We start from the raw sequence: 21,720 nt of genomic DNA, 5'->3' as shown, positions 1-21,720 counted from the left end.
ACTTGATGTCACCGGTGTTACGTCACACCTCGGCGTAGCTGAGCTGGGACTTCGTCTCCGAAGCGGACGCCGTGGCCGGGAGCTGGCCGGCCGGACGGCGAAGGTATACGGCCCAGGTGACCGCGAAGCAGACACCGTAGTAGGCGAGGAAGGCGACGAACGCGCCGGTGCCGGAGCCGTAGGAGAGGAAGGACTGGCGGAAGGCGAGGTTGATGCCGACGCCGCCGAGCGCGCCGACCGCTCCGATGAGGCCCATGGAGGCACCGGACAGCCGCCGGCCGTAGGCGGCCGCCGCCTCGCCCTCCAGCCCCTTCGCCAGCGCCTTGGCCTGGAAGATGCCGGGGATCATCTTGAACGTCGACCCGTTGCCGAGGCCGCTGAGCACGAACAGGACGACGAAGACGGACACGAACAGCGGCAGCGACTTCTGCATGCTGGCCGCGACGAGGACGGCGGTGGCGGCGGCCATGCCGACGTAGTTCCACAGGGTGATCCGCGCGCCGCCGTACCGGTCGGCGAGCCAGCCGCCGAGGGGGCGGATGAGGGAGCCGAGCAGCGGGCCGATGAAGGTGAGGTACGCCGCCTGGAGCGGGGTCCGGCCGAACTGGTTGGTCAGCACCTGGCCGAAGGCGAAGCTGTAGCCGATGAAGGAGCCGAAGGTGCCGATGTAGAGGAAGGACATGATCCAGGTGTGGGCGTCCCTGGCGGCGTCCTTGGCCGCGCCGGTGTCGTTCTTCACCGAGGCGAGGTTGTCCATGAACACCGCGGCGAGCGAGGCGGCCACCACGATCAGCGGAATGTAGATCCCGAGCAGCACCCGCGGACCGCCGCTCGCGCCGATGATGGCGAGCGCGACCAGCTGGATGACGGGCACGCCGATGTTCCCGCCGCCCGCGTTGAGGCCGAGTGCCCATCCCTTCTTCCTCAAGGGGAAGAAGGCGTTGATGTTGGTCATGGAGGAGGCGAAGTTGCCGCCGCCGATGCCCGCCAGCAGGCCCGTCAGCAGGAAGGTGGAGAAGGACGTCCCCGGCTCCATCACCACGAACGCGGCGATGGTCGGGATCAGCAGCAGGCTCGCCGAGATGATCGTCCAGTTGCGGCCGCCGAAGACGGCGACGGCGAAGGTGTACGGCACCCGCACCACCGCGCCGACCAGCGTGACCATCGAGGTCAGCAGGAACTTGTCGGCGGGCGTGAGGCCGTACTCCGGGCCCATGAACAGGACCAGTACGGACCACAGGGCCCAGACGGAGAAGCCGATGTGCTCCGAGAGCACGGAGAACCAGAGGTTCCGGCGGGCGATGCGCTCCCCGGTCGCCGTCCAGAATCCCTCGTCCTCCGGGTCCCAGCGCTCGATCCAGCGGCCACTACGACGGGTTGGGGCTGGGCCTGTCATCACGCCTCCACGGTGCTCCGGCTGCTCGGTCTGCCAACCACTGACTGAGCCCGAAGGTAGGGAGGGCGCGTTTCCGTCCCTGTGGCTGTGAGTGACCGGTAGGGAACGTTGCTCTCACTCGGACGGGGAGTGGCCGGTGAGGAGGCCGGGCCGCCGCCTTGGGCGTCCTCGGGCGCGGAGCGGCGCGCTGTCCGTGCGCGGACCGTGCCCCGCCGGTCAGCCCACCGGGCTCCCCTCCGCCACCGGCCGCCGCTCGGCCGGTGCCGCCGGCGGTGCCGCCACCCCGCCCGTACGGCGGAGTTTCTGCCAGCGCAGGCGGCCGCCGGTGAGCGCGGTGATCCAGGACTGGAGCAGGACGACGTACATGAGCTGGCGGTACAGGAGCTGCTGGAGGGGGAGGGAGAGCAGCGGGGTCAGAGGCTCGCGGTCCAGGTGGAAGGCGTAGGCCGCGCAGATCGCCTGGACGGCGAGGACGGCGAACCAGGCCGCGATCGTCTTCCCGGTCGGGCCGAAGACCAGGCCGTAGACGAGGAACAGGTCGATCAGCGGGGCCAGCAACGGGGCGACGACCATGAAGAGGGAGACCAGGGGCAGCCCGACCCGGCCGAAGCGGCCCGACGGGCCCCGCTCGAACAGCGCGCGGCGGTGCTTCCAGATGGCCTGCATGGTGCCGTAGGACCAGCGGTAGCGCTGGGACCACAGCTGCTGCACCGACTCCGGCGCCTCCGTCCAGGCGCGGGCCTTCTCCGCGTACACCACGCGCCAGCCGTCGCGGTGCAGGGCCATGGTGACGTCGGTGTCCTCGGCGAGCGTGTCGTCGCTCATGCCGCCGACCCGTTCCAGGGCGGACTTCCGGAACGCCCCGACCGCGCCGGGGATGGTCGGCATGCAGCGCAGGACGTCGTACATCCGGCGGTCGAGGTTGAAGCCCATCACGTACTCGATGTGCTGCCACGCGCCGATGAGCCGGTTCTTGTTGCCGACCTTGGCGTTGCCGGCGACGGCGCCGACGCGCGGGTCGGCGAAGGGCTGGACGAGTTCCCGGACGGTGGCCGGCTCGAAGACGGTGTCGCCGTCCATCATCACGACCAGGTCGTACCGGGCGCCCGCCAGGCCCCGGTTGAGGGCGGCCGGTTTGCCCGCGTTCTCCTGGCGGATCACCCGGACGCCGGGCAGGCCCAGTGCCTCGACGATCTCCGCCGTGCCGTCCGCGGAACCGTCGTCGATGACGAGCACCTCGATCGGATGCTCACTGCGCATCAGCGAACGGACCGTGTTCTCGATGCACTTGGCCTCGTTGTACGCCGGCACCAGCACCGACACCGGCTCGGTGACCGGCTGTTCGCCCCAGCGGAAGTCCCGGCGCCGGGTTCGGCGGGCGTGCGCGCCGGACAGCAGCAGCATCAGGCCGAAGCGGGCGAGGACGAGGACGCCGACGACGGCGAGACCGACGACGAGGACGGTGGTGATGTGGTCGGACGCCGTCACCAGGAAGACCCAGGCCTTTCCCTTCCACAGGTCGAGGCCCGTGACCGGGGTGTCCGCGCTCGGTGCCCGCAGCGCGCCGGTGAGCGTCCGGAAGGTGTAGCCCTGCTGCTGGAGCCGGGGCAGGAGCGTGTCGAGCGCCTGGACGGTCTGGTGCCGGTCGCCGCCCGAGTCGTGCATGAGGACGACCGCGCCCCGGCCGCCGGAGGGCGTGGCGTTGCGGATGATCTGCCCGACGCCCGGCTTGCGCCAGTCCTCGCTGTCGGTGTCGTCGACGACGGTGAGGTAGCCGCGGCTGCCGATGTACCGGGTGACCGGCCACGACCTGTTGTCGATGGCGTTCGCGGAGGAGGAGTACGGCGGCCGGAACAGCGAGCTGCGGATACCGGCCGCTCCGGCGAGGGCCAGCTGGTTCTGGGACAGCTCCCAGTCGATGCGCTTGGTGGAGTGGTACGACAGGTCGGGGTGGCCGAAGGTGTGCAGGCCGACCTCGTGCCCCTCGGCGACCATGCGCCGGACCAGCTCCGGGTGGCGGGAGGCCATGGTGCCGGTGACGAAGAAGACCGCGTGCGCGTGGTGCTCCTTCAGCACGTCGAGCACCTTCGGAGTCCACGTCGGGTCGGGCCCGTCGTCGAAGGTGAGGACGATGTGGTGGTCGGGTACGCGCAGGCTGCCGGTGCGGCCGTGGCGGGTGTCGATGACCGGACCGCCGTCCAGGATCCGCTGCGGCACCTCGTCGTTCGCCGCGGCGGACCGGATGCGGTGGTCCGCGAGGATCTCGTTGTGCACGTAGCCGCGCAGCATGAGCATCGCCAGCGTCGCGCCCAGGACCACGAGGGGAAGCAGGTAGCGCAGCGGCAGCCGGGGGCGCCGGGGACGTGTAGCCATCAGAGGGTTCTTCTGCCGGTCAGAGGGAGAGCTCGGGGTGCGGGTGGCGGGTGCGGCCGGGCGGGGTGTGGGTGCGGCCCGGCGCGGACGGCGCGGGCGCCGGAGCGGTGGCGGTGCCGGAATCGGACGGGGCCGGGGTCACGTCGGTGGACGGCACCGCCGGGGACGGGGACTCCGTGGTGCCGTCGGCGGTGCCGGGCGCGGAGGAGGTGCCGGCCGCCGGTTCGCCGGACGCCGAGGCATCGGCAGCGGGGTCGGCGGACGATCCACTGCCGGGTACGGCGGTGCCGGTCGCCGCGGCGCCCACGGCCGGGCCGGGCACCGTGCCGGTTCCCGGTGCGGTCGGGTCCGTGGAGGCGCTGGGCCGCGGCGAGGTGTCCACCTTGCCGGCCGGCCTGCCCTCGTGCTGGCCCGGCACGGGCAGCCAGGGGGCGGCGGAGTTGCCCGACAGCAGGGTGGCGACGATGAGGACGGCGTAACCGGCACAGACGACACCCACACCGACGCCGAGCCGCCGGAAACGACGACTGCGACGCCCCGACTCGTCCACGAACACCGGCCCGTCGGACCCACGCGGGTCCCCTACGGCCACAGCCCCGATGCGGACACCGCCCAGCTCGACGGTGACGTCGTGCGGGGCGGGGGCGGCGGGCTCCGCGGACCCGGCGGGCTCGGCGGCGTCCGTGGGCTTGGCAGGCTCGGTGGAGTCGGTGGTCTCGGCAGGCTCCGCGGACCCGGCGGGCTCGACGGGCTCGGCGGCGTCCGTGGGCTTGGCAGGCTCGGTGGAGTCGGTGGTCTCGGAAGACACACTGGACTCACCTGGCGCGGCGGCCTCGGCAGGCCCGGGAGACCCACCTGTTTCCATGACCTCGGCAGGCTTCACGGAGTCGCCGGTGGTCTCAGCAAGCTCGACGGTCTCGGCGGAACCGGCCGGCTCGGCGGGGCCGACCGACTCCGCAGCCTCTGCCGACTCGGCGGGCTCGGCAGGCTCGACAGGCTCCGGCGCGCCGGGGTCGGCAGCCCCTGTCTCCGCCTCCGTGTCCGAAAGCCCCTGCTCGTCGCCCCGGGCACCCGGCAGGCTCCGCCCGGCGGACGTCGCTTCGGGGCCTTCTGGTTGGGCGTCTTCTGGCCACTTTTTCACGCGCGTAGATCCCCCCACGGGACTGTTCCGGGCGCGCTCACGATCCCGGGCACCCGTCGACCGAACCAGGCCCCCACCCGGTCCGAGCGCCCCCATTACCACCCTGTGCCCGGGCCATGAATGTAGCGCACGCGGAGAGGTGCCGTGCGCCACGTCCTCACTGGTCGGCGTTCATCAGCTCCGCATCCATGGCTGGAATCCATCCCCCGGCGGGTCGCAGCAACCACCCCTCCGCCCGGGCGATCTCGGCCACCGCCCTCCGCAGTGCGGCCAGTCCGGGATGAACCACCCCCTTCCGCCACACCAGGGAGACGGGCGACAGCGGGACGGGGTCCACGAGGGGCCGCCGTACCGTGCCCGGCAGGGCCGGAAAATCCACGACGGCCAGCACCGGATGCCGGGTCTTGGCCATGATCCGGCTGAACTCCTCGTCCCCGACGGCAAGCGGAAGGGGCGGCGCCAGCCGGATGCCCCGGCCCTCGAAGAGGCGCAGCGCCAGGTCGGTCCACTCCCGCGTACGCGGATTCCCGGCACCGGCGTACACCGCCTCCCCGGCCAGCGCGGACAGCGGCACCTCCGGCAGCGCGGCCAGCGGGTGGTCCTCGGGCAGGACGACGGCCATCGGCTCGTACCGCACCGGCTGCTGCTCCAGGCCGGAGCGGAGCCCCGCGTCCAGTCCGGCGAAGCGGCCGAAGGAGGCGTCCAGGCGGCCGGCCAGCAGCTCGGCGGCGGCCCCGGTGAGGCCGCTCTCGTAGCGGGCCATCAGCTCACAGTCGGGGGCGAGTTCCCGCGCCCGGTGCAGCACCCGGCGGCCGGTGACCAGGCCCGACGAGTTGAGGTCGACCAGCAGCGGGCGGGCCTGGCCGGAGGCGAACGCGGCGAGCAGCTCGTCCTGGGCGGCGAGGACGCGGCGCGCGTGCGGCAGCAGGCGCTCGCCGTCCGGGCTCAGCGTGACCTGCCGGGTGGTCCGCACGAACAGTTCGGCACCCAGCTCCCGTTCCAGCCGCCGCACGTCCCGGCTGAGTGCCTGCTGGGCGACGTACAGCCGGGCCGCGGCCCGGGTGAAGTGCAGTTCCTCGGCGACGGCGACGAAGGCGCGCAGCAGGCGTGGGTCTATGGCGGCAGGGGCGGGCATGACGGTGAACTTACAACGCAGGTGCGTGAATCCGCACGCGGAAAGTGTTGGACCCGCTGATCGACTTCGGGCGAGCGTAGACCCATGCCACAACAGACCACCCAGGACAGCCGCCCACGGCACGAAAGCTCACAACCCGCCGGATACCGCCGGCTCTTCACCCTCTCCGGCACCCGCGCCTTCACCGCGGGCAACCTCCTCGCCCGCCTCCCGATGGGCATGTTCAGCGTGAGCGCCGTCGTGATGATCGCCGGTGCCCGGGGCTCGTACGCCCTCGCCGGTGCCGTCACCGCGACCGGGCTCGCGGCGACCGCGCTGGCCGGGCCCTTCGTCGCCCGGCTCGTGGACCGGCACGGGCAGGGCCGGATCGCGCTGCCGGCCACGCTCGTCTCGGTGCTCGGCAGCCTCGCCCTGCTGCTGTGCGTGCGCTACGACGCGCCCGACTGGACGCTGTTCGCCGCCTACGCCGGCACCGCGGCCACCCCCAACATCGGCGGCCTCTCCCGCGCCCGCTGGGCCCATCTGCTGCGCGACGAGCCGGGCGCGCTGCACACCGCGAACTCTTTCGAGCAGGCCGCGGACGAGCTGTGCTTCATGCTCGGTCCGGTGCTGGCCTCCTTTCTGACCGGCACGTTCTTCCCGGAGGCGGGCACACTCGCCGGGGCGCTGCTGCTGCTCACCGGCATGCTGGTCTTCACCGCGCAGCGGGCGACCGAGCCGCCGTCCCAGGCCCGTTCCCAGGCGCCGTCGCCGCTGCGCAGCCCCGGCATCCCGCCGCTGCTGGCCTGTTTCACCGCGACCGGCGCGGTCTTCGGTTCGATGGAGGTCGTCACGATCGCCTACGCCGACGCGCAGGGTCACCGCGCGGCGGCCGGCGCCGTGCTCGCGCTTCAGGCGGCCGGCTCGTGCGCGGCGGGGCTGGCGTACGGGGCACGGAAGCCGACGGGGGTGCGGCTCGGCCACTGCCTGGCGGGGATGGCCGTGCTGATGACGCTGCCGTGGGCTGCCGCCGGTGTCGGCGGGTCGCTGTGGGTGCTGGCGGGCGCCCTGCTGGTGGCGGGTATGGCGACGGCGCCGACGATGGTCACGGCCATGACCCTGGTGCAGCAGCGCACCCCCGCCGACCGCCTGAACGAGGGCATGAGTCTGGTGGTGACCGGTCTGCTCATGGGCATCGCGTGCGGCTCGGCGGCGGGTGGCTGGGCGGCGGAGCACACGACCCCCACAGCCGCGTACGCCGTACCGGCGGCCGGCGCAGCCATTGCCCTGGGGTTGGCCACGCTCACCCGCGCCGGCGAAGTGCCACGGCGATGAGCGCCCCGAAGGGGCGCGGGGCCGTGTCGATCTGCGGCTCCGCCGCGTGGCGCGACCAGCCACAAGGACCCCGTACCCGGCAACGGCGACGCACCCCCCACGGCGCTGCCCGCGCGGCGCTCCCCCACACGGCGTCCCCCCGCATGACAACGGCCCCGCCGCTGGAAAGCGACGGGGCCGTTGCCCACATGGGGTCGACCCCCGGAGGGGCCTCGTGGAGATGGCGGGAATCGAACCCGCGTCCAACGGTGCGGAATCAGGGCTTCTCCGTGTGCAGTCCGCTGCGATTTTCTCGGCCCCGGAGATCACGCGGACAAGTCTCCGACGGGCTCAGTCACTGTTTGATTTCCCTCTACACCCCGTGACCGGGTCTAGAGGTTTAGTTCCCTAGCTGATGCCAGGATCCGGGTCGGGAACAGCCCCGGGCTGACACTTCGCAAGTCGCTACTTAGGCAGCGAGGGCGAAGGAATCGCGCTTGGTGTTGGCGATTATTTTTTGCGACATATGGTTTACGAGATCATTGCCGCTTCCTCGACACGCTTCCCCTGCTTCGACAGCCGCTGTCGAAACCGATCATCCCCATGTTGATTTTTCAATCCCCTCCGTGGAGGGGTTCGCGCACCCTCTGTGGAGTGCACTGCCATCGTACGTGACCAACGCCCGACGATGCCAGCTCATTCCCGGCGGTCGACCGGCTAGACGCCGCGCTGCCTGCGCTTCGCCGCCGCGATCGCCCGGTCCGACTCCCGCCGGTCCTGCTTCTCCCGCAGCGTCTGCCGCTTGTCGTACTCCTTCTTGCCCCGTGCGAGGGCGATCTCGGCCTTCGCGCGGCCGTCCTTGAAGTAGATGGCGAGGGGCACGATCGTGTGTCCCGTCTCCTGGGACTTCGACTCCAGCTTGTCGATCTCCTCGCGGTGCAGGAGCAGCTTGCGCTTGCGGCGCGCGGAGTGGTTGGTCCAGCTGCCCTGGTGATACTCGGGGATGTGGGCGTTGTGCAGCCACGCCTCGCCCCGGTCGATCTGGACGAAGCCGTCGGTCAGTGAGGTCCGTCCCTCGCGCAGCGACTTGACCTCTGTGCCCATGAGCACGAGCCCGGCCTCGTAGGTGTCGATGATCGCGTAGTCGTGCCGGGCCTTCTTGTTCTGGGCGACGATCTTGCGCTTGCCGCCCTTCTCGCCGTCCCTGGCCTTGGCGGCCCCGCCACCCTGCTTGGGCTGGGACTCCTTCGGTACGTACATTCCCTTGCTCATAGTGCCGACCATTTTCGCACCAAGGAGGGGGTGCGCGTACAGCCGATTACGAGTGGCTACGACGGGTCTCCCAGGCCGGCGAGCACCGTCCGGGCCCGCTCCAGGGCCTCGGATCCCGCCTCCAGGTCGGGAGTGATGCCCCGGCCGTCGACCGTGTGGCCGGAGGGGGTGCGGTAGTGGCCGACGGTCAGCTCGGCCACCGAGCCGTCGGGCAGTTTCGTCGGCATCTGGATCGAGCCCTTGCCGAAGGTCCGGGAGCCGATCACGACCGCGCGGCCCCGGTCCTGGAGGGCGCCGGTGAGCAGCTCGGCCGCGCTCATCGTGCCGCCGTCGACCAGGACGACCAGGGGCCGGGAGGTGTCGCCGCCGGGGTCGGCGTGCAGGGCGCGCTGGGCGCCGTCGACGTCGTAGGTGGCGACCAGGCCGCCGTCCAGGAAGCCGGCGGCGGTGTCCACGGCCTCGGTGACCAGGCCGCCGGAGTTTCCACGCAGGTCGAGGACGGTCCGGCCGTCGGCGGGGGCCGCGCGCAGGGCCTCGCGGACCGTGTCGGCGGAGCCCTTGGTGAACGCGGCGATCCTGATCACGGTGACTGAGCCGGGCAGCTGCCGCACGGTCACGGAGTCGGTGGACAGCCGGGCCCGGTGCAGGGTCTCGGTCCACGCGCGCGTGCCGCGCGCCAGGCCGAGGGTGACCGGCGTACCGGCCGGGGCGTCCTCGGCGTCGCCGCGCAGTAAGGCGACCACCTCGGTGACCGGCCGCCCGTCGACCTCGTGGCCGTCGACGCTGCGCAGCCGGTCGCCGGTGCGGATGCCGGCCTCGGCGGCGGGCGAGCCGGTCTGCACCCTCGTGACCTCGATCCGGCCGTCCGGCTCCTGCCGCGCCGACAGCCCGACACCGGTGTACCGGCCGTCGAGCGCCTCCTGGAACTCTTCGTACTCGCCTTCGGAGTAGACCGCGGCCCAGCGGTCGCCGCTGCGGCTGACGGCCCGTTCGGCGGCCTTCATCGGGGACTTGCCGTCGGCCATCGCCGCGGCGGCGGCCTCCTCGACGGCCTCGTGCCGGGTGGCCGGGCGGGCGGCGGCCTTCCGCACCGGCCCGTCGGGCGCCGGGAAGGAACCGGTGGCGGCGCCGGCGACCAGCACGCCGGCGAAGACCAATGTCAGGGCCGCCCCGCGGCGGATGCGGCGGGGCTGACAGAACAGGTCGCGGCCTGACATGGCCGTGAGTCTAGGGGAACGCGAAGGGCCGTACGGCCCGATGTCCGTACGGCCCTCTTGGCATGCGTCACACCTTCAGATACTTGCGCAGCGCGAAGAACGCCGCCAGCGACGGCATCAGCACGCTCGTGGCGAGGATCAGCGGCAGCTTGGTCAACACCGCGTCCCAGCCGACGAAGTTGATGAGCGTGAGCTTGTGGGAGAGGTCCATGCCGTGGTCGATGGTGAAGTACCGGCCGACCACGAGCGCCACACAGGCGAGGCCGCCGCCGATGAGTCCGGCGACCGCGGCCTCGGCGATGAACGGCGCCTGGATGTAGAAGCCCGAGGCACCGACCAGGCGCATGATGCCGGTTTCGCGCCGGCGGCTGAACGCCGAGACACGCACGGTGTTGACGATCAGCAGCAGGGCGACGATCAGCATCATCGCCATCACGCCGAGCGCGCCCCGGTTCATCAGGTTGAGCAGCTGGAAGAGGTTGTCCAGGATGCCCTTCTGGTCCTGCACCGACTGCACGCCGTCGCGCCCGTTGAAGGCCGTCGCGATGACCTGGTACTTCTGCGGGTCCTTGAGCTTGATCCGGTACGACTCCTGCATCTGGTCCGGCGTCAGCGAGCCGGCCAGCGGGGAGTTGCCGAACTGCTCCTTGTAGTGCTTGTACGCCTCGTCCTGCGACTCGTAGGTCACGTTCTCGACGACCGGCATCTTCTTCAGGTCCACGAGGATCTGCTTCTTCTGGTCCTCGGTGACCGCGCCCTTGGCGCAGTGGACGTCGTTCTCCGCGTCGTGCTTGTTGCACAGGAAGATCGAGACGTTGACCTTGTCGTACCAGTAGCCCTTCATGGTGCTCACCTGGTCGCTCATCAGCAGCGAGCCGCCGAACAGGGCCAGGGACAGGGCGACGGAGACGATGACGGCGAAGGTCATCGTCAGATTGCGGCGGAGACCGACACCGATCTCCGACAGGACGAACTGGGCGCGCATGGCGGGTTCTTCAGGCCTTTCCGGAACTGGGTGCTGGTACGGGTCAGTGCTGGTAGCCGTAGACGCCGCGGGCCTGGTCGCGGACGAGGCGGCCCTTCTCCAGCTCGATGACGCGCTTGCGCATCTGGTCCACGATGTTCTGGTCGTGCGTCGCCATGATGACGGTGGTGCCCGTCCGGTTGATGCGGTCGAGCAGCTTCATGATGCCGACGGAGGTCTGCGGGTCGAGGTTGCCGGTGGGCTCGTCGGCGATCAACAGCTTGGGCCGGTTGACGAAGGCCCGCGCGATGGCCACGCGCTGCTGCTCGCCACCGGACAGCTCGCCCGGCATCCGGTCCTCCTTGCCGCCGAGCCCGACCAGGTCGAGCACCTGCGGCACGGACTTTCGGATCTCGCCGCGGGACTTGCCGATGACCTCCTGCGCGAAGGCCACGTTCTCCGCGACCGTCTTGTTCGGCAGCAGCCGGAAGTCCTGGAACACGGTGCCCAGCTGGCGGCGCATCTGCGGCACCTTCCAGTTGGAGAGACGTGCGAGGTCCTTGCCCAGCACGTGCACCTGGCCGTGGCTGCACCGCTCTTCGCGGAGGACGAGCCGCAGGAAGGTGGACTTTCCGGAGCCGGAGGACCCCACGAGGAAGACGAACTCGCCCTTTTCCACTTCCAGGGAGACATCCCTGAGTGCGGGGCGGGTCTGCTTGGGGTAGACCTTGGAGACGTTGTCGAATCGGATCACGGATGCACCACGGGTCGCCGGGGGTAGATGAGCGTGACCATACGCGAACCGGGTGTGCAAGTGCAGTCGCAGGTTGAGGTTGGGCAAGACTTGTACGTTTTTGTACCGGCTGCCGTCTCCGTCTCCTGTCCAAGGGCCCCGCGCACACGGCCCGGGAACCTGGCACAGTGGGAGGGGAACGTTCTCGTTCCCGCAAGCGTTGTACATGTGATGGCCGGTGCAAGGAGGGCGAGCGCATGACGTACGACCGGTTGGTGTGCGCGAACTGCGCGGCGCCCGTGAGCGAGGGCCGGTGCCCGGTGTGCCGTGCCAACCGCGAGCGACTGGAGCAGGAGGGCCTCTTCGGGGGCCTGGGCGGACTGAACCCGATGGCCCTGATCACGCTGCTGGCGGTGCTGATCGCCGCGGTGGCGCTGCTGGCGCACCAGACCGCGTGAGAAAGCCCGCGGAGACGTCGTAAGGGCCCGGAGCGCCAAGCTCCGGGCCCTTACGTCATGCCCTGCGTGCGGGGCGTGCGCCCATGGCTACGCTCAGGCGGCGGCGCCGCCCCGGCCGCTCACCAGACGCGGAAGCACGCGGAAGCCGATGCCTCCGGCGATCATCGTCGCGGCACCCACGAGCAGGAACGCGGTCTGGCCGGCACCGGTCTCGGCGAGCTGCTTGTCACCGCCCTGGGCCGTGGTGTCGGACCCGGTGTCGGTCAGCGCCGAGGAGCCCTCGTCCTGCGGAACGTTGTTGTTGCCGCCGTCGGGGGTGGTGTGGTTGCCGCCGGTGCCACCGGAACCGCTGGTGCTGCCGGTGCTGCCGGTGCTGCCGGAGTCGCCGCCGGTGCTGCTGTTGCCACCGGAGCTGTTGCCGCCGGAGTTGCCGTTGCCACCCGAGTTGCCGTTGCCACCCGAGTTGCCATTGCCGCCCGAGTTGCCATTGCTACCCGAGTTGCCGTTGCCACCGTCGGTGCCGGTGGAGCCGCCGTCGGTGGTCCCACCGTCCGTGGTTCCGCCGTCGGTGGTCCCGCCGTCCGTGGAGGTGGAGCCGCCGATGGTGACGGTGCCGCCGTCCGTGGTGCCGCCGTCCGTGGTGCCGCCGTCCGTGGTTCCGCCGTCCGTGGTTCCGCCGTCCGTGCTGGTGGAGCCACCGGTGGTGACGGTGCCGCCGTCGGTGGTGCCACCATCCGTGGTGCCGCCGTCCGTGGTCCCGCCGTCCGTGGTCCCGCCGTCCGTGGTAGTGGAGCCGCCGTCGGTGCCGCCGTCGGTGCAGATACCGATCGGGCAGCCGCCGTCGGTACCGCCGTCGGTGTTGCCACCGTCGGCGCCGACACCGCTCACACCCAGGCTGATCGGACCCGCCTGGACGTCGAGGTCCAGAGCGGAAGCGGCGCCGGCGGCGGTCAGCGACGCACCGGCCGCGATCACGGCGCCGGCGGCTATCCGCGCGACCCGGATCCGCGTCTTCTTCGTCATATGGTTGCTACCCCCAGTAGCTATTCGTCCATGAGGCGTCGCGTGGGGCGTGCCGTGATCGACGGGGTAGCTGGTGACGAAGCGCGTCAACTCGATCCCCCGGTTCACATGCGCCCCTCAAGTACGCATGCCGCGCCTCACCCTTCCCATTTTTCAAAGCAACGTCAAGGGCGTTGCGGGCGCAATGTCCGGACGGGCGGCGTTTGCGGGGAGTTGAAGCCTGTGAGTGTGATGTAAAACCCAGACAAATGACAACTGCCGCCCATCGGACGGCAGTTGTCATGTCGACAAAGCTACTTCTCCTGCTGCTTGCGCCAGCGAATGCCGGCCTCCAGGAATCCGTCGATCTCGCCGTTGAACACGGCCTCCGGGTTGCCCACCTCGTGCTCGGTGCGCAGGTCCTTGACCATCTGGTACGGGTGCAGCACGTAGGAACGCATCTGGTTGCCCCAGGAGTTGCCGCCGTCGCCCTTCAGGGCGTCCATCTTGGCCTGCTCCTCCTGCCGGCGCCGCTCGAGCAGCTTGGCCTGGAGGACGTTCATCGCGGTGGCCTTGTTCTGGATCTGCGACCGCTCGTTCTGGCAGGAGACCACGATGCCGGTGGGGAGATGCGTGATGCGGACCGCGGAGTCGGTCGTGTTCACGCCCTGGCCGCCGGGGCCGGAGGACCGGTAGACGTCGATGCGCAGCTCGGACTCGTCGATCTCGACATGGTCGGACTGCTCGACGACGGGCAGCACCTCGACACCGGCGAAGGAGGTCTGCCGGCGCCCCTGGTTGTCGAAGGGCGAGATGCGCACGAGGCGGTGCGTGCCCTGCTCGACGGAGAGGGTGCCGTAGGCGTACGGCGAGTGCACGGCGAAGGTGGTCGACTTGATGCCGGCCTCTTCGGCGTACGACGTCTCGATCAGCTCCGTCTTGTAGCCGCGCTGCTCGGCCCAGCGCAGGTACATGCGCTGGAGCCGCTCGGCGAAGTCGGCGGCGTCGACGCCACCGGCCTCGGCGCGGATGTTGACGAGCGCCTCGCGGGAGTCGTACTCGCCGGACAGGAGCGTGCGGACCTCCATCTCGTCCAGCGCCTTCTTCACCGCGACCAGCTCGGACTCGGCCTCGGCGCGGGTGTCCGGGTCGTCCTCCTCCTCGGCCATCTCGAAGAGGACCGCGAGGTCGTCGATCCGGCCGCGCAGCGCCTCCGCCTTCCTGACCTCGGCCTGGAGGTGGGAGAGCTTGCTGGTGATCTTCTGCGCCTCGTCCGGGTTGTCCCACAGGGACGGGGCCGCCGCCTGCTCCTCAAGCACGGCGATATCTGCCCTCATCGCATCAAGGTCCAGAACGGCCTCGATCGACTCCATGGTCGAGGAGAGGGACTTCAGCTCTTCGGATACATCGACGACTGCCACGCCTTCCAGCGTAACGGCTGTGGCAAGCGTCCTCGGCCGTGCTGCACTCACCAGCCTCTTTGCCCGTCCGCCCATCCGACCCGGACGGCGGGGACGGCGCCCTGGCGGCTCGGACGGCGGGGGCGGCGCCCTGGCGGCCGACAGATACGGGTGGGCGGGTGGGCAAAGGGGGGCCGGGGGGCGGAGCCCCCTGGTCGGGTCAGGGAGCCGACGTGCTGTGGTCGGCCGGCGCCGGCTGCTCGTCCCCGTCGGCGGACGCCCACCACGCGCCGACGCCCACCACCGCCGCCACCACCACTCCGGCCACGCCCAGCGTGATCCGGCGCCGCCGCACCGTGGCCTTGTGCCGGGCCGAGCCCGGCCGGGGCGCACCGCTGGCCCGGGGCGCGCGAGCGGTCCCGTGGGCCCCGCCGGAGAGCTCGTCCGGCCCCGGCACCCGCATCGACGTATGCGTGTCCCGGTTGGAGTCCGGCCTGGCGCCGGGCACCAGCGAGACCGCGCCCCGCCGCCGTACCGGCTCGTCCCCCGCCGGCGCCGCCGGGGCCGGCTCCTCCGCGTCCTCCTCGGCGAGCCCGGGCTCGTCCACGTCCAGCGGCGGCATCCCGGTCAGCAGGGGCAGCTGCTCGCGCAGCCGCGCCGCCAGCTCGGACGCGCGCAGCCGGGAGGCGGGCGCCTTGGCCAGGCACTGCACCAGCAGCTGCCACAGCTCCTCGGGGATGCCGGGCAGCGGTACGACGGTCTCGGTGACGTGCCGGCGCAGCACCGCCCCGGGGTGCCCGCCGCCGAAGGGGGTGAAGCCCGCCAGCAGCTCGTACAGGACGGTCGCCAGGGCGTAGATGTCCACGGCGGCCCGCGGCGGCAGGCCCTCCACGATCTCCGGGGCCAGATAGTCCGGCGTACCGATGATCTTCGTGGCGCGGGTCCGCTTCGGCGAGTCGATCAGCTTGGCGACGCCGAAGTCGGTGAGCAGCGCCGGGTGGGCTCCGCCCGGCCCGAGCGGGCCCTGCATGTCGAGCAGGACGTTCTCGGGCTTGACGTCCCGGTGCACGACGCCGGCCGCGTGGGCGGCCGCCAGCGCGTCGGCGACGTCGGCGACGATCGCCACGGCCGCCTCGGGGGCCAGCCGCCGCTCGCGCTCCAGCCGGGTGCGCAGGTCGGTGCCGCGTACGAGGTCCATGACCAGGGCCAGGTCGTTGCCGTCGACCACCAGGTCGCGCACGGTGACGATGTGCGGGTGCTCCAGACCGAGCAGCGCGGTGCGCTCCTGCACGAAGCGTCCGACGAGCTCCTGGTCGCAGGCGAGGTCCTCACGCAGCAGCTTGATGGCGACGGGACCGTCCGGCCCCTCGCCCAGCCACACCGTGCCGGCGCTTCCCCGCCCCAGGATCTGGTTCGCGGTGTACCGGCTGCCGATCTTCCGTGCCAAGACTGCTCCTACAGACGCGTGTTGTCGCCAAAACTACGCGTCCGAGGAGCCAACCTTCACCGCGGAGACGGAAATCACCCGGCAGATGTCGACAAATCCCTAAACCAGCGATCAGTTTCCGCTGCCGGACGAGCCACCCAGGTCCTTGACCCAGTCGCCCACCTTGCCGACCCAGTCGCTCAGCTGGTCCCAGTACCCCTTGCCGGTGCCGATCCAGTCCTGCAGCGGGGTCAGTTCCCAGATCAGCCAGCTCGCCACGACCAGGATGACGATCGTGAAAAGGCAGCCCTTCAGGCAGCCGAGACCCGGGATCTTCATCGGGTTGGCGCTGCGCTGCCGCGGTGCCCGGGGCTCTCGCGCGGGCCGCTGCGGTTCCGGCGGGGCGGGCGGCGCGTACCGCTGCGGCTGGGGCTGCTGCGGCGGGGCGTACTGCTGGGGCTGCTGCTGCGGATAGCCGTAGCCGGGCGCCTGCTGCGGGCGCTGCCGGCCGCGCGGCTGCGGCTGCTGCGGACGGGCCTGCGGGGCCTGGCGCGGCTGCTGCTGGGGCCGGGCGACCTGCCGCTGCGGGCGGCGGCGCAGCGGATCCTCGTCCGGGTCCAGGTACTGGATCTGCGTCTGCTCGTTGCGGTCGCGGGCCGCCCGCAGCTGGGTCTGCCAGGGGTGCGGCTGCTCGGGCTGCTGCCCCTGCTGCCCCTGCTGCCCCTGCTGCCCCTGCTGGCCGTACTGGCCCTGCTGGCCCTGCGGGACGGGCGGCAGGACGGCCGTCGGGTCCGCCGCGCCCGTGTTCGGCAGGACGGCGGTGGGGTCGGCGGCACCGGCCGGACCGCCGGTGTGCGGCAGCACGCTGGTCGCGGCGTTCGAGTCGTACGCCCCCTGGGGCGCGTTCGTCGGCAGCACCTGGGTCGGATCGGCGGCGCCGGGTACGCCCGGGACGGCGGTCGGGGCCCGGTCGGGGGCGAGCAGCGCGCCCACCCCCTCGGCGGCGGCGATCTGCGCGGCGTTCGCGTGCACGCCGACGCCCTCGGCGACGACCCGCAGGCCGCGCGCGAGGTTCTCGGCGCTCGGCCGCTCGTCGGGGTTCTTGCGCAGGCAGCGCTCTATGACCGTCCACAGCGGGTCGGGGACGGTGGAGGGGCGGCGCGGCTCGGCGCTCAGGTGCTGGTGCAGCACCTCCAGGGCGGTCCCGCCGCCGAACGGCGGGCGGCCGGTGACCAGCTCGTACAGCAGGATGCCGGCGCCGTAGATGTCGACGGCGGAGGTCTGCGGGCGGCCCTCGGCGGACTCCGGAGCGACGTACGCGGGCGTGCCCACGAACTCGTGGGTGCGGGTCAGGCCCGGGGAGTCGGCGAGGCGGGCGATGCCGAAGTCGGTGAGCATCGGATGCATCTCGCCCGCCTGCTGCATGAGCAGCACGTTCGCCGGCTTCAGGTCGCGGTGGACGACACCGTCGGCGTGGCTCGCTGCGAGCGCGTCGGCGATCTGGGCCGTCATCAGCGCGGCGGCGACCGGGGTCAGGGGGCCGTTCTCACGCAGGTAGCGGTGCAGGTCGGGGCCGTCGACGAGGTCCATGACCAGCGCCAGCAGGTCGCCCTCGACGACCAGGTCGCGGACCCGGACGATGTTCGGGTGGGTGAGGCGGAGCAGGACGGAGCGCTCGCGCAGGAAGCGCATCACGATGTCCGGGTCGCTCGCCAGCTCCTCCTTCAGGACCTTGATCGCGACCGTCTCGCCGGGCTGCCCGGGCACGGCCGCCTCGGCACCCGCGGTCTCCCGCTGGCGGGCACGCCAGACGGTGCCTGTGGCGCCGCGTCCGAGCGGCTCCTCAAGCAGGTACTTGCTGCCGACTGGCCGCACGTCACGCGCTCCCTGCTGCTTGCTGTTGCTTGCTTGCCTGCATTCCGGTGTTCCGACCCACTGTAGTGGGGCCCTTGGAGGGACTACGTACGCGTTCCCGAGCATGTTCGCGGGGGTTCGACGGAAAGACGCGGGGCCCGGTCTCCTGGTTGCCGGGGCCGGACGTGACCGATCTCAACTGATCGCCGGTGGCGTACTGGTCAGGCATTTTTGGGGGCAGAGCCGACCAATCAAGATCACTTGTCACCGGGTCCCGGGCGGATTGTCAGCGGCAGGTGCGAGGATGCTGCCAGCAGCCCGCCGGGTGCCTCCGGCGGCTGCTGGCCGACGTGCTCGTGTGGGGTGGGGGGAAGTCCGCGCCCGCGCAGACCCGCGCAGAAGGGACCGCTGACGCCGATGCAGATCCGGCTGACCGTCGTAGACCCGCTCGGCCCGTCCCCGCAGCGGGGCCGCGCCGCGAGCCGCGACGTGCTGGTCACGGCGCCCGCGGGCACGGAGCTGGCCGCGGTCGCGTCGGCGCTGGCCGGGGTGGTCACCGCGGACGGCGGCGCGGGCCGGGACACCGGCGGCGCGACCGTCGTCCTCTACGCGGGCACCGAGCGGCTGGACCCGCGCCGCGCCACGCTCGGCGAGCCCCCGCTGGTCGACGGCGCCGTGCTGTCCCTGGGCGCCGCTGCGGCCCCCGAGCCGCATCCCGAGCTGGACGACGCCCCGACCCGGCTGCACGTGGTCGCGGGCCCGGACGCGGGCGGCGTCCATCTGCTGCACGGCGGCCGGATCACCGTGGGCCGCTCCGCCGACGCGGACGTCCCGCTGGACGACCCCGACGTCTCCCGGCTGCACTGCGCGGTGACCGTCGCCGCGGACGGCCGGGTCTCGGTCGCCGACCTCGGCTCCACGAACGGCACGACGCTCGACGGCGTGCGCGTGACGGAGCGGCCGGTGCGGTTCCCTGCCGGGGGCCTGCTGCGGATCGGCGAGTCCGCCCTGCGGGTCACGCCGTCCGGGGGCCCCGGGACGCGGGTGCGGACGGTGCCGGACGGTGAGGGGTGCGTGCGCGTCGGGGCGGGGGGCGGTGCGCCGTCGGGCGATGCGTCGTCGGGTGCGGGCGCCTCCGGAGACGGCCCGGTGTTCCCGCCGGCACCGTCCGTGCCCGACGCGTTGCCGGGTGCGGGCGCTCGTGGCGGGGCCGGTGTGTCCTCGGATTCGGCCGGGGTGCCGCAGGGGGGCCGGGGGGACTCCGGCGGGGTGCATCACGCCTATGGCACGGCCGGCTGGGGTGGTTCCGGTGACGGTGCGGGGCCGCAGGAGCGTCGGCGGGCGCAGGCGCCGGTGGTGCCGGGGCAGGCCGGGGCGCCGCGCATCGAGCACCGCAGCAGTGGTCCCGGCGCTTTCGGCGGCGACACCCACGCGGGGCGCTTCGGTGTCGCCGGGCCGGGCGGGCTGACCGGGGACCCGTACGCCGGTACGGCGGCTCCCGGCACTCCGGCCAAGGGCGCCGGCGCGCCGCAGGGGGCCCGGCGGCGCGGGCTCGGGGCCTGGGCGCGTCGGCTGGCCGGCGGGCGCGCGGAGCAGCCGGCCGGCCCGGAGGCGTACGAGAGCCCGGCGGCCCACGCCGGAAGCGCACCGGCGGCCGGTGTCCCGCGGCAGCCGGAGACCTGGCCGGACCCGGCCGCCCTGCTGCTGACCGCCCTGGGTCCCGGCCCCCGGCTGTGGGAGCGCGGGGCGGGGCACCCCGAGGCGCTGACCGTGCGGCTCGGCACGGCCGACCGGAGCGCACCGGACGGTTCCGGCCTGCTGCCCGCGGTACCGGTGACCGCCGCGCTGCGCGAGGCGGGCGCACTGGGCCTGGCCGGGCCGCGCCCGCGGCTGTCCGGGCTGGCCCGCGCGGTGCTGGCCCAGCTCGCCGCGCTGCACTCCCCCGACCTGCTGGAGATCGTGCTGATCAGCGCGGACCACGCGCGGCCGGTGGCGGACCGTACGGCCGAGTGGGCCTGGCTGGGCTGGCTGCCGCACGTCCGGCCGGGCCACGGCCAGGACTGCCGCCTGCTGCTGGCCTACGACCGTGAACAGGCCGCGGCCCGCACGGAGGAACTGCTGCGCCGGCTGGACGATCACGCGGCGACCGGCCGGACCACGGCCCACCCCACCCGGGGACGGACCACCCCGTCCGGCACGCCCGCGTCGGGGACGCCCGCCTTCGGCACGCCCGCGTCGGGAACGGACGTGTCCGGCACACCCGCGTCCGGCACACCCGCGTCGGGCACCTCCTCCGTGATCGCCGGCCTGCCCGGCGCCGGTACCGGAGACACCGGCCCGCACGGCCACGGCCGGCAGCCCGAGGGCACCCCCGGCCCTGCCCCGCGCCCCGGCACCCCGGGCAGGCCCGCCACGCCGGCCACGTCCACCGCGTCCGCCTCCGCCCGCCGCCCCTCCTGGGCCAAGGACGACACCGGCTCCGCCGGTCCGGGCGGCTTCGCGGGGCCGTACACGGTCGTCGTCGTGGACGGGGATCCGGGCGGCGGCGCGCTGCGGGACGCCCTCGCGCGGCTGGCCGTGGCCGGGCCGCGGGCCGGGATCCATGTGGTGTGCCTGGCCGAGACCGAGCCCGCCTCGCCCGTGTCCCCGGTGACGCGGACGTACGAGGCCGCGTGCGCGGTGACGCCGACGTTCCGGCACTGCGGTGCGGTGGCACTGCTCAGCGGGGACGTGGCCGCGGCCCTCCAGCTGCTGCGGGTCGCGCCGGGCGGTCCCGTCGGCCCCGGTACGCCCGCCGTCGTGGACGCCGTCTCCGCCGCCTGGGCGGAACGGTTCGCGCGGGCGCTGGCGCCGCTGCGGCCGGACGGCCCGGCCGGTGAGCGGCACGCGCGCGCAGCCGTGCCGTTGCCGCAGTCGGCTCGGCTGCTTGACGAGTTGGGGCTGGCCCGGGCCACCCCGGCGTCGCTGATGGCGCGCTGGGCGGACGCGGCCGACGACACCGAGTCGCTGGGCGGGCGGGCGCGGGCGGTGCTGGGCGCCGGGCCGCGCGGCCCGGTCACCGTCGACCTGGTGGCCGACGGGCAGCATCTGCTGATCGAGGGGCCGGCCGGCAGCGGCCGTACCGAGCTGCTGCGGGCGGTGGTCGCCTCGCTGGCCGCCGCCGAGCGGCCGGACCGGCTGGCCGTGGTGCTGCTCGACGGCCGGGACGGGTCCGGCGCGGGCGCCGGAGGCGGGGACGGCCTGCGCGTCTGCACCGAGATACCGCATGTGACCACGCATCTCATCGCCAACGACCCGGTGCGCATGCGGGAGTTCGCGCAGTCACTGTCCGCCGAGCTGAAGCGCCGGGCGGAGCTGCTGGGCCGGACGGACTTCGCCCAGTGGCACGCCGGCCACGAGGTGTCCGGCCGGATGGTCGCCCAGCGCACATCCGCCCCCGCCCCCGCTCCCTCGGCCACTGGTGACATCGAGGCGCCGCCCAGCTCCACCCTGCGCCTGCGGCCGGGCGGGGCGGCCCGGCAGCGTGCCGGGGCGGCGCCGCCGTTGCCCCGGCTGGTGGTCGTCGTCGACGACCTGGACGCGCTGGTCTCTCCCGCGCTCGGCGCCCCGGGCCGGCCCGCCGCCGGATCGGTGATACGCGCGCTGGAGGCGGTGGCCCGGGAGGGCGAGCGGCTCGGGGTGCACCTGGTGGCGGCGGCCGGGGCCGGTGGCCGTACGGCGGAGTCGGAGCCGGCGCGCCGGGCCGCGCTGCGGGTGACCCTGGACGCCGCGCAGCCGGGACCGGACCAGCCGGCGCCCGGGCGCGGGAGGCTCGGGTACCCGGACGGCCGGGCCGTCGGCTTCCAGGGGGGCCGGGTGACGGGCCGTATCCCGCGTACCGCGACCCAGCGGCCCACGGTGGTCCCGCTGGACTGGCAGCGCATGGGAGACCCGCCGGCCCGCCGGCCGGTGCGGGAGCTGGGCAACGGCCCGACCGACCTGGCCCTGCTGGCGAGCGCGGTGGAGCGGGCGGCCCGTCAGGTCGCGGCGGCGGAGGTGCCGTCCTTGCTCTGACCG

Annotated in this window: 15 protein-coding genes and 1 other RNA gene; 3 read left to right on the top strand and 13 right to left on the bottom strand. The window is 73.0% G+C overall.

Annotated features, from left to right (window positions below; translation table 11 throughout):
- Positions 1–22: 22 nt before the first annotated feature.
- From ACZ7DL_RS17110 to ACZ7DL_RS17095, 4 genes are all read right to left on the bottom strand, one after another.
- A complete protein-coding gene (locus ACZ7DL_RS17110) occupies positions 23–1,396 on the bottom strand; it encodes a nitrate/nitrite transporter (protein ID WP_470774973.1) in 1,374 nt (457 codons plus the stop codon).
- A 216-nt stretch (positions 1,397–1,612) separates the two neighbouring features.
- On the bottom strand, positions 1,613–3,769 hold the full coding sequence (locus ACZ7DL_RS17105) for a bifunctional polysaccharide deacetylase/glycosyltransferase family 2 protein (protein WP_470774972.1): 2,157 nt from the start codon (positions 3,767–3,769) through the stop codon (positions 1,613–1,615).
- Positions 3,770–3,788: 19 nt separating this feature from the next.
- On the bottom strand, positions 3,789–4,577 hold the full coding sequence (locus ACZ7DL_RS17100; RefSeq protein ID WP_470774971.1) for a hypothetical protein: 789 nt from the start codon (positions 4,575–4,577) through the stop codon (positions 3,789–3,791).
- 490 nt (positions 4,578–5,067) lie between these two features.
- Positions 5,068–6,045 carry a LysR family transcriptional regulator gene (locus ACZ7DL_RS17095; RefSeq protein WP_470774970.1) on the bottom strand — a complete coding sequence of 326 codons (978 nt, stop codon included), beginning with the start codon at positions 6,043–6,045 and terminating at the stop codon, positions 5,068–5,070.
- 84 nt (positions 6,046–6,129) lie between these two features.
- On the opposite strand from ACZ7DL_RS17095, the gene ACZ7DL_RS17090 reads away from it, so the two are divergent.
- Complete coding sequence (locus ACZ7DL_RS17090; RefSeq protein WP_470774969.1) at positions 6,130–7,359, top strand: MFS transporter; 1,230 nt, start codon at positions 6,130–6,132, stop codon at positions 7,357–7,359.
- 212 nt (positions 7,360–7,571) lie between these two features.
- Here the strand turns inward: ACZ7DL_RS17090 and ssrA are convergent.
- The 5 genes from ssrA to ftsE all read right to left on the bottom strand — a co-directional run bounded on the left by ssrA (position 7,572) and on the right by ftsE (position 11,545).
- Positions 7,572–7,941, bottom strand: a transfer-messenger RNA (tmRNA) gene (gene ssrA, locus ACZ7DL_RS17085).
- A gap of 114 nt (positions 7,942–8,055) precedes the next feature.
- On the bottom strand, positions 8,056–8,598 hold the full coding sequence (smpB, locus tag ACZ7DL_RS17080) for an SsrA-binding protein SmpB (RefSeq protein ID WP_153535457.1): 543 nt from the start codon (positions 8,596–8,598) through the stop codon (positions 8,056–8,058).
- 68 nt (positions 8,599–8,666) lie between these two features.
- Positions 8,667–9,827: a S41 family peptidase gene (locus ACZ7DL_RS17075; protein WP_470774968.1), complete on the bottom strand. Its 1,161-nt coding sequence runs from the start codon at positions 9,825–9,827 to the stop codon at positions 8,667–8,669.
- Between the two features lie 67 nt (positions 9,828–9,894).
- Complete coding sequence (gene ftsX / locus ACZ7DL_RS17070) at positions 9,895–10,812, bottom strand: permease-like cell division protein FtsX (RefSeq protein ID WP_470774967.1); 918 nt, start codon at positions 10,810–10,812, stop codon at positions 9,895–9,897.
- 43 nt (positions 10,813–10,855) lie between these two features.
- Positions 10,856–11,545 (bottom strand): cell division ATP-binding protein FtsE, encoded by a 690-nt coding sequence (gene ftsE, locus ACZ7DL_RS17065; protein WP_031159396.1) that lies wholly within the window; start codon positions 11,543–11,545, stop codon positions 10,856–10,858.
- A gap of 236 nt (positions 11,546–11,781) precedes the next feature.
- On the opposite strand from ftsE, the gene ACZ7DL_RS17060 reads away from it, so the two are divergent.
- On the top strand, positions 11,782–11,982 hold the full coding sequence (locus tag ACZ7DL_RS17060) for a hypothetical protein (RefSeq protein ID WP_470774966.1): 201 nt from the start codon (positions 11,782–11,784) through the stop codon (positions 11,980–11,982).
- Positions 11,983–12,075: 93 nt separating this feature from the next.
- On the opposite strand, the gene ACZ7DL_RS17055 is transcribed toward ACZ7DL_RS17060, so the two are convergent.
- The 4 genes from ACZ7DL_RS17055 to ACZ7DL_RS17040 form a co-directional block, all read right to left on the bottom strand.
- Positions 12,076–13,005 (bottom strand): hypothetical protein, encoded by a 930-nt coding sequence (locus ACZ7DL_RS17055; RefSeq protein WP_470774965.1) that lies wholly within the window; start codon positions 13,003–13,005, stop codon positions 12,076–12,078.
- A 293-nt stretch (positions 13,006–13,298) separates the two neighbouring features.
- Positions 13,299–14,405: a peptide chain release factor 2 gene (gene prfB / locus ACZ7DL_RS17050; protein ID WP_470774964.1), complete on the bottom strand. Its 1,107-nt coding sequence runs from the start codon at positions 14,403–14,405 to the stop codon at positions 13,299–13,301.
- Between the two features lie 199 nt (positions 14,406–14,604).
- The gene (locus ACZ7DL_RS17045) at positions 14,605–15,831 is read right to left on the bottom strand and encodes a serine/threonine-protein kinase (RefSeq protein ID WP_470774963.1); all 1,227 of its coding nucleotides are present in this window, start codon (positions 15,829–15,831) and stop codon (positions 14,605–14,607) included.
- A gap of 111 nt (positions 15,832–15,942) precedes the next feature.
- Positions 15,943–17,685, bottom strand: coding sequence for a serine/threonine-protein kinase (locus tag ACZ7DL_RS17040; protein WP_470774962.1), 1,743 nt, complete (start codon positions 17,683–17,685; stop codon positions 15,943–15,945).
- Positions 17,686–18,081: 396 nt separating this feature from the next.
- On the opposite strand from ACZ7DL_RS17040, the gene ACZ7DL_RS17035 reads away from it, so the two are divergent.
- Entirely contained in the window at positions 18,082–21,717 is a 3,636-nt protein-coding gene (locus ACZ7DL_RS17035) for an FHA domain-containing protein (RefSeq protein WP_470774961.1), read from the top strand.
- Positions 21,718–21,720: the final 3 nt, after the last annotated feature.

Source organism: Streptomyces sp. NPDC036984, from assembly GCF_055607665.1.
This window is presented reverse-complemented; position numbering and strand designations above follow the sequence as displayed.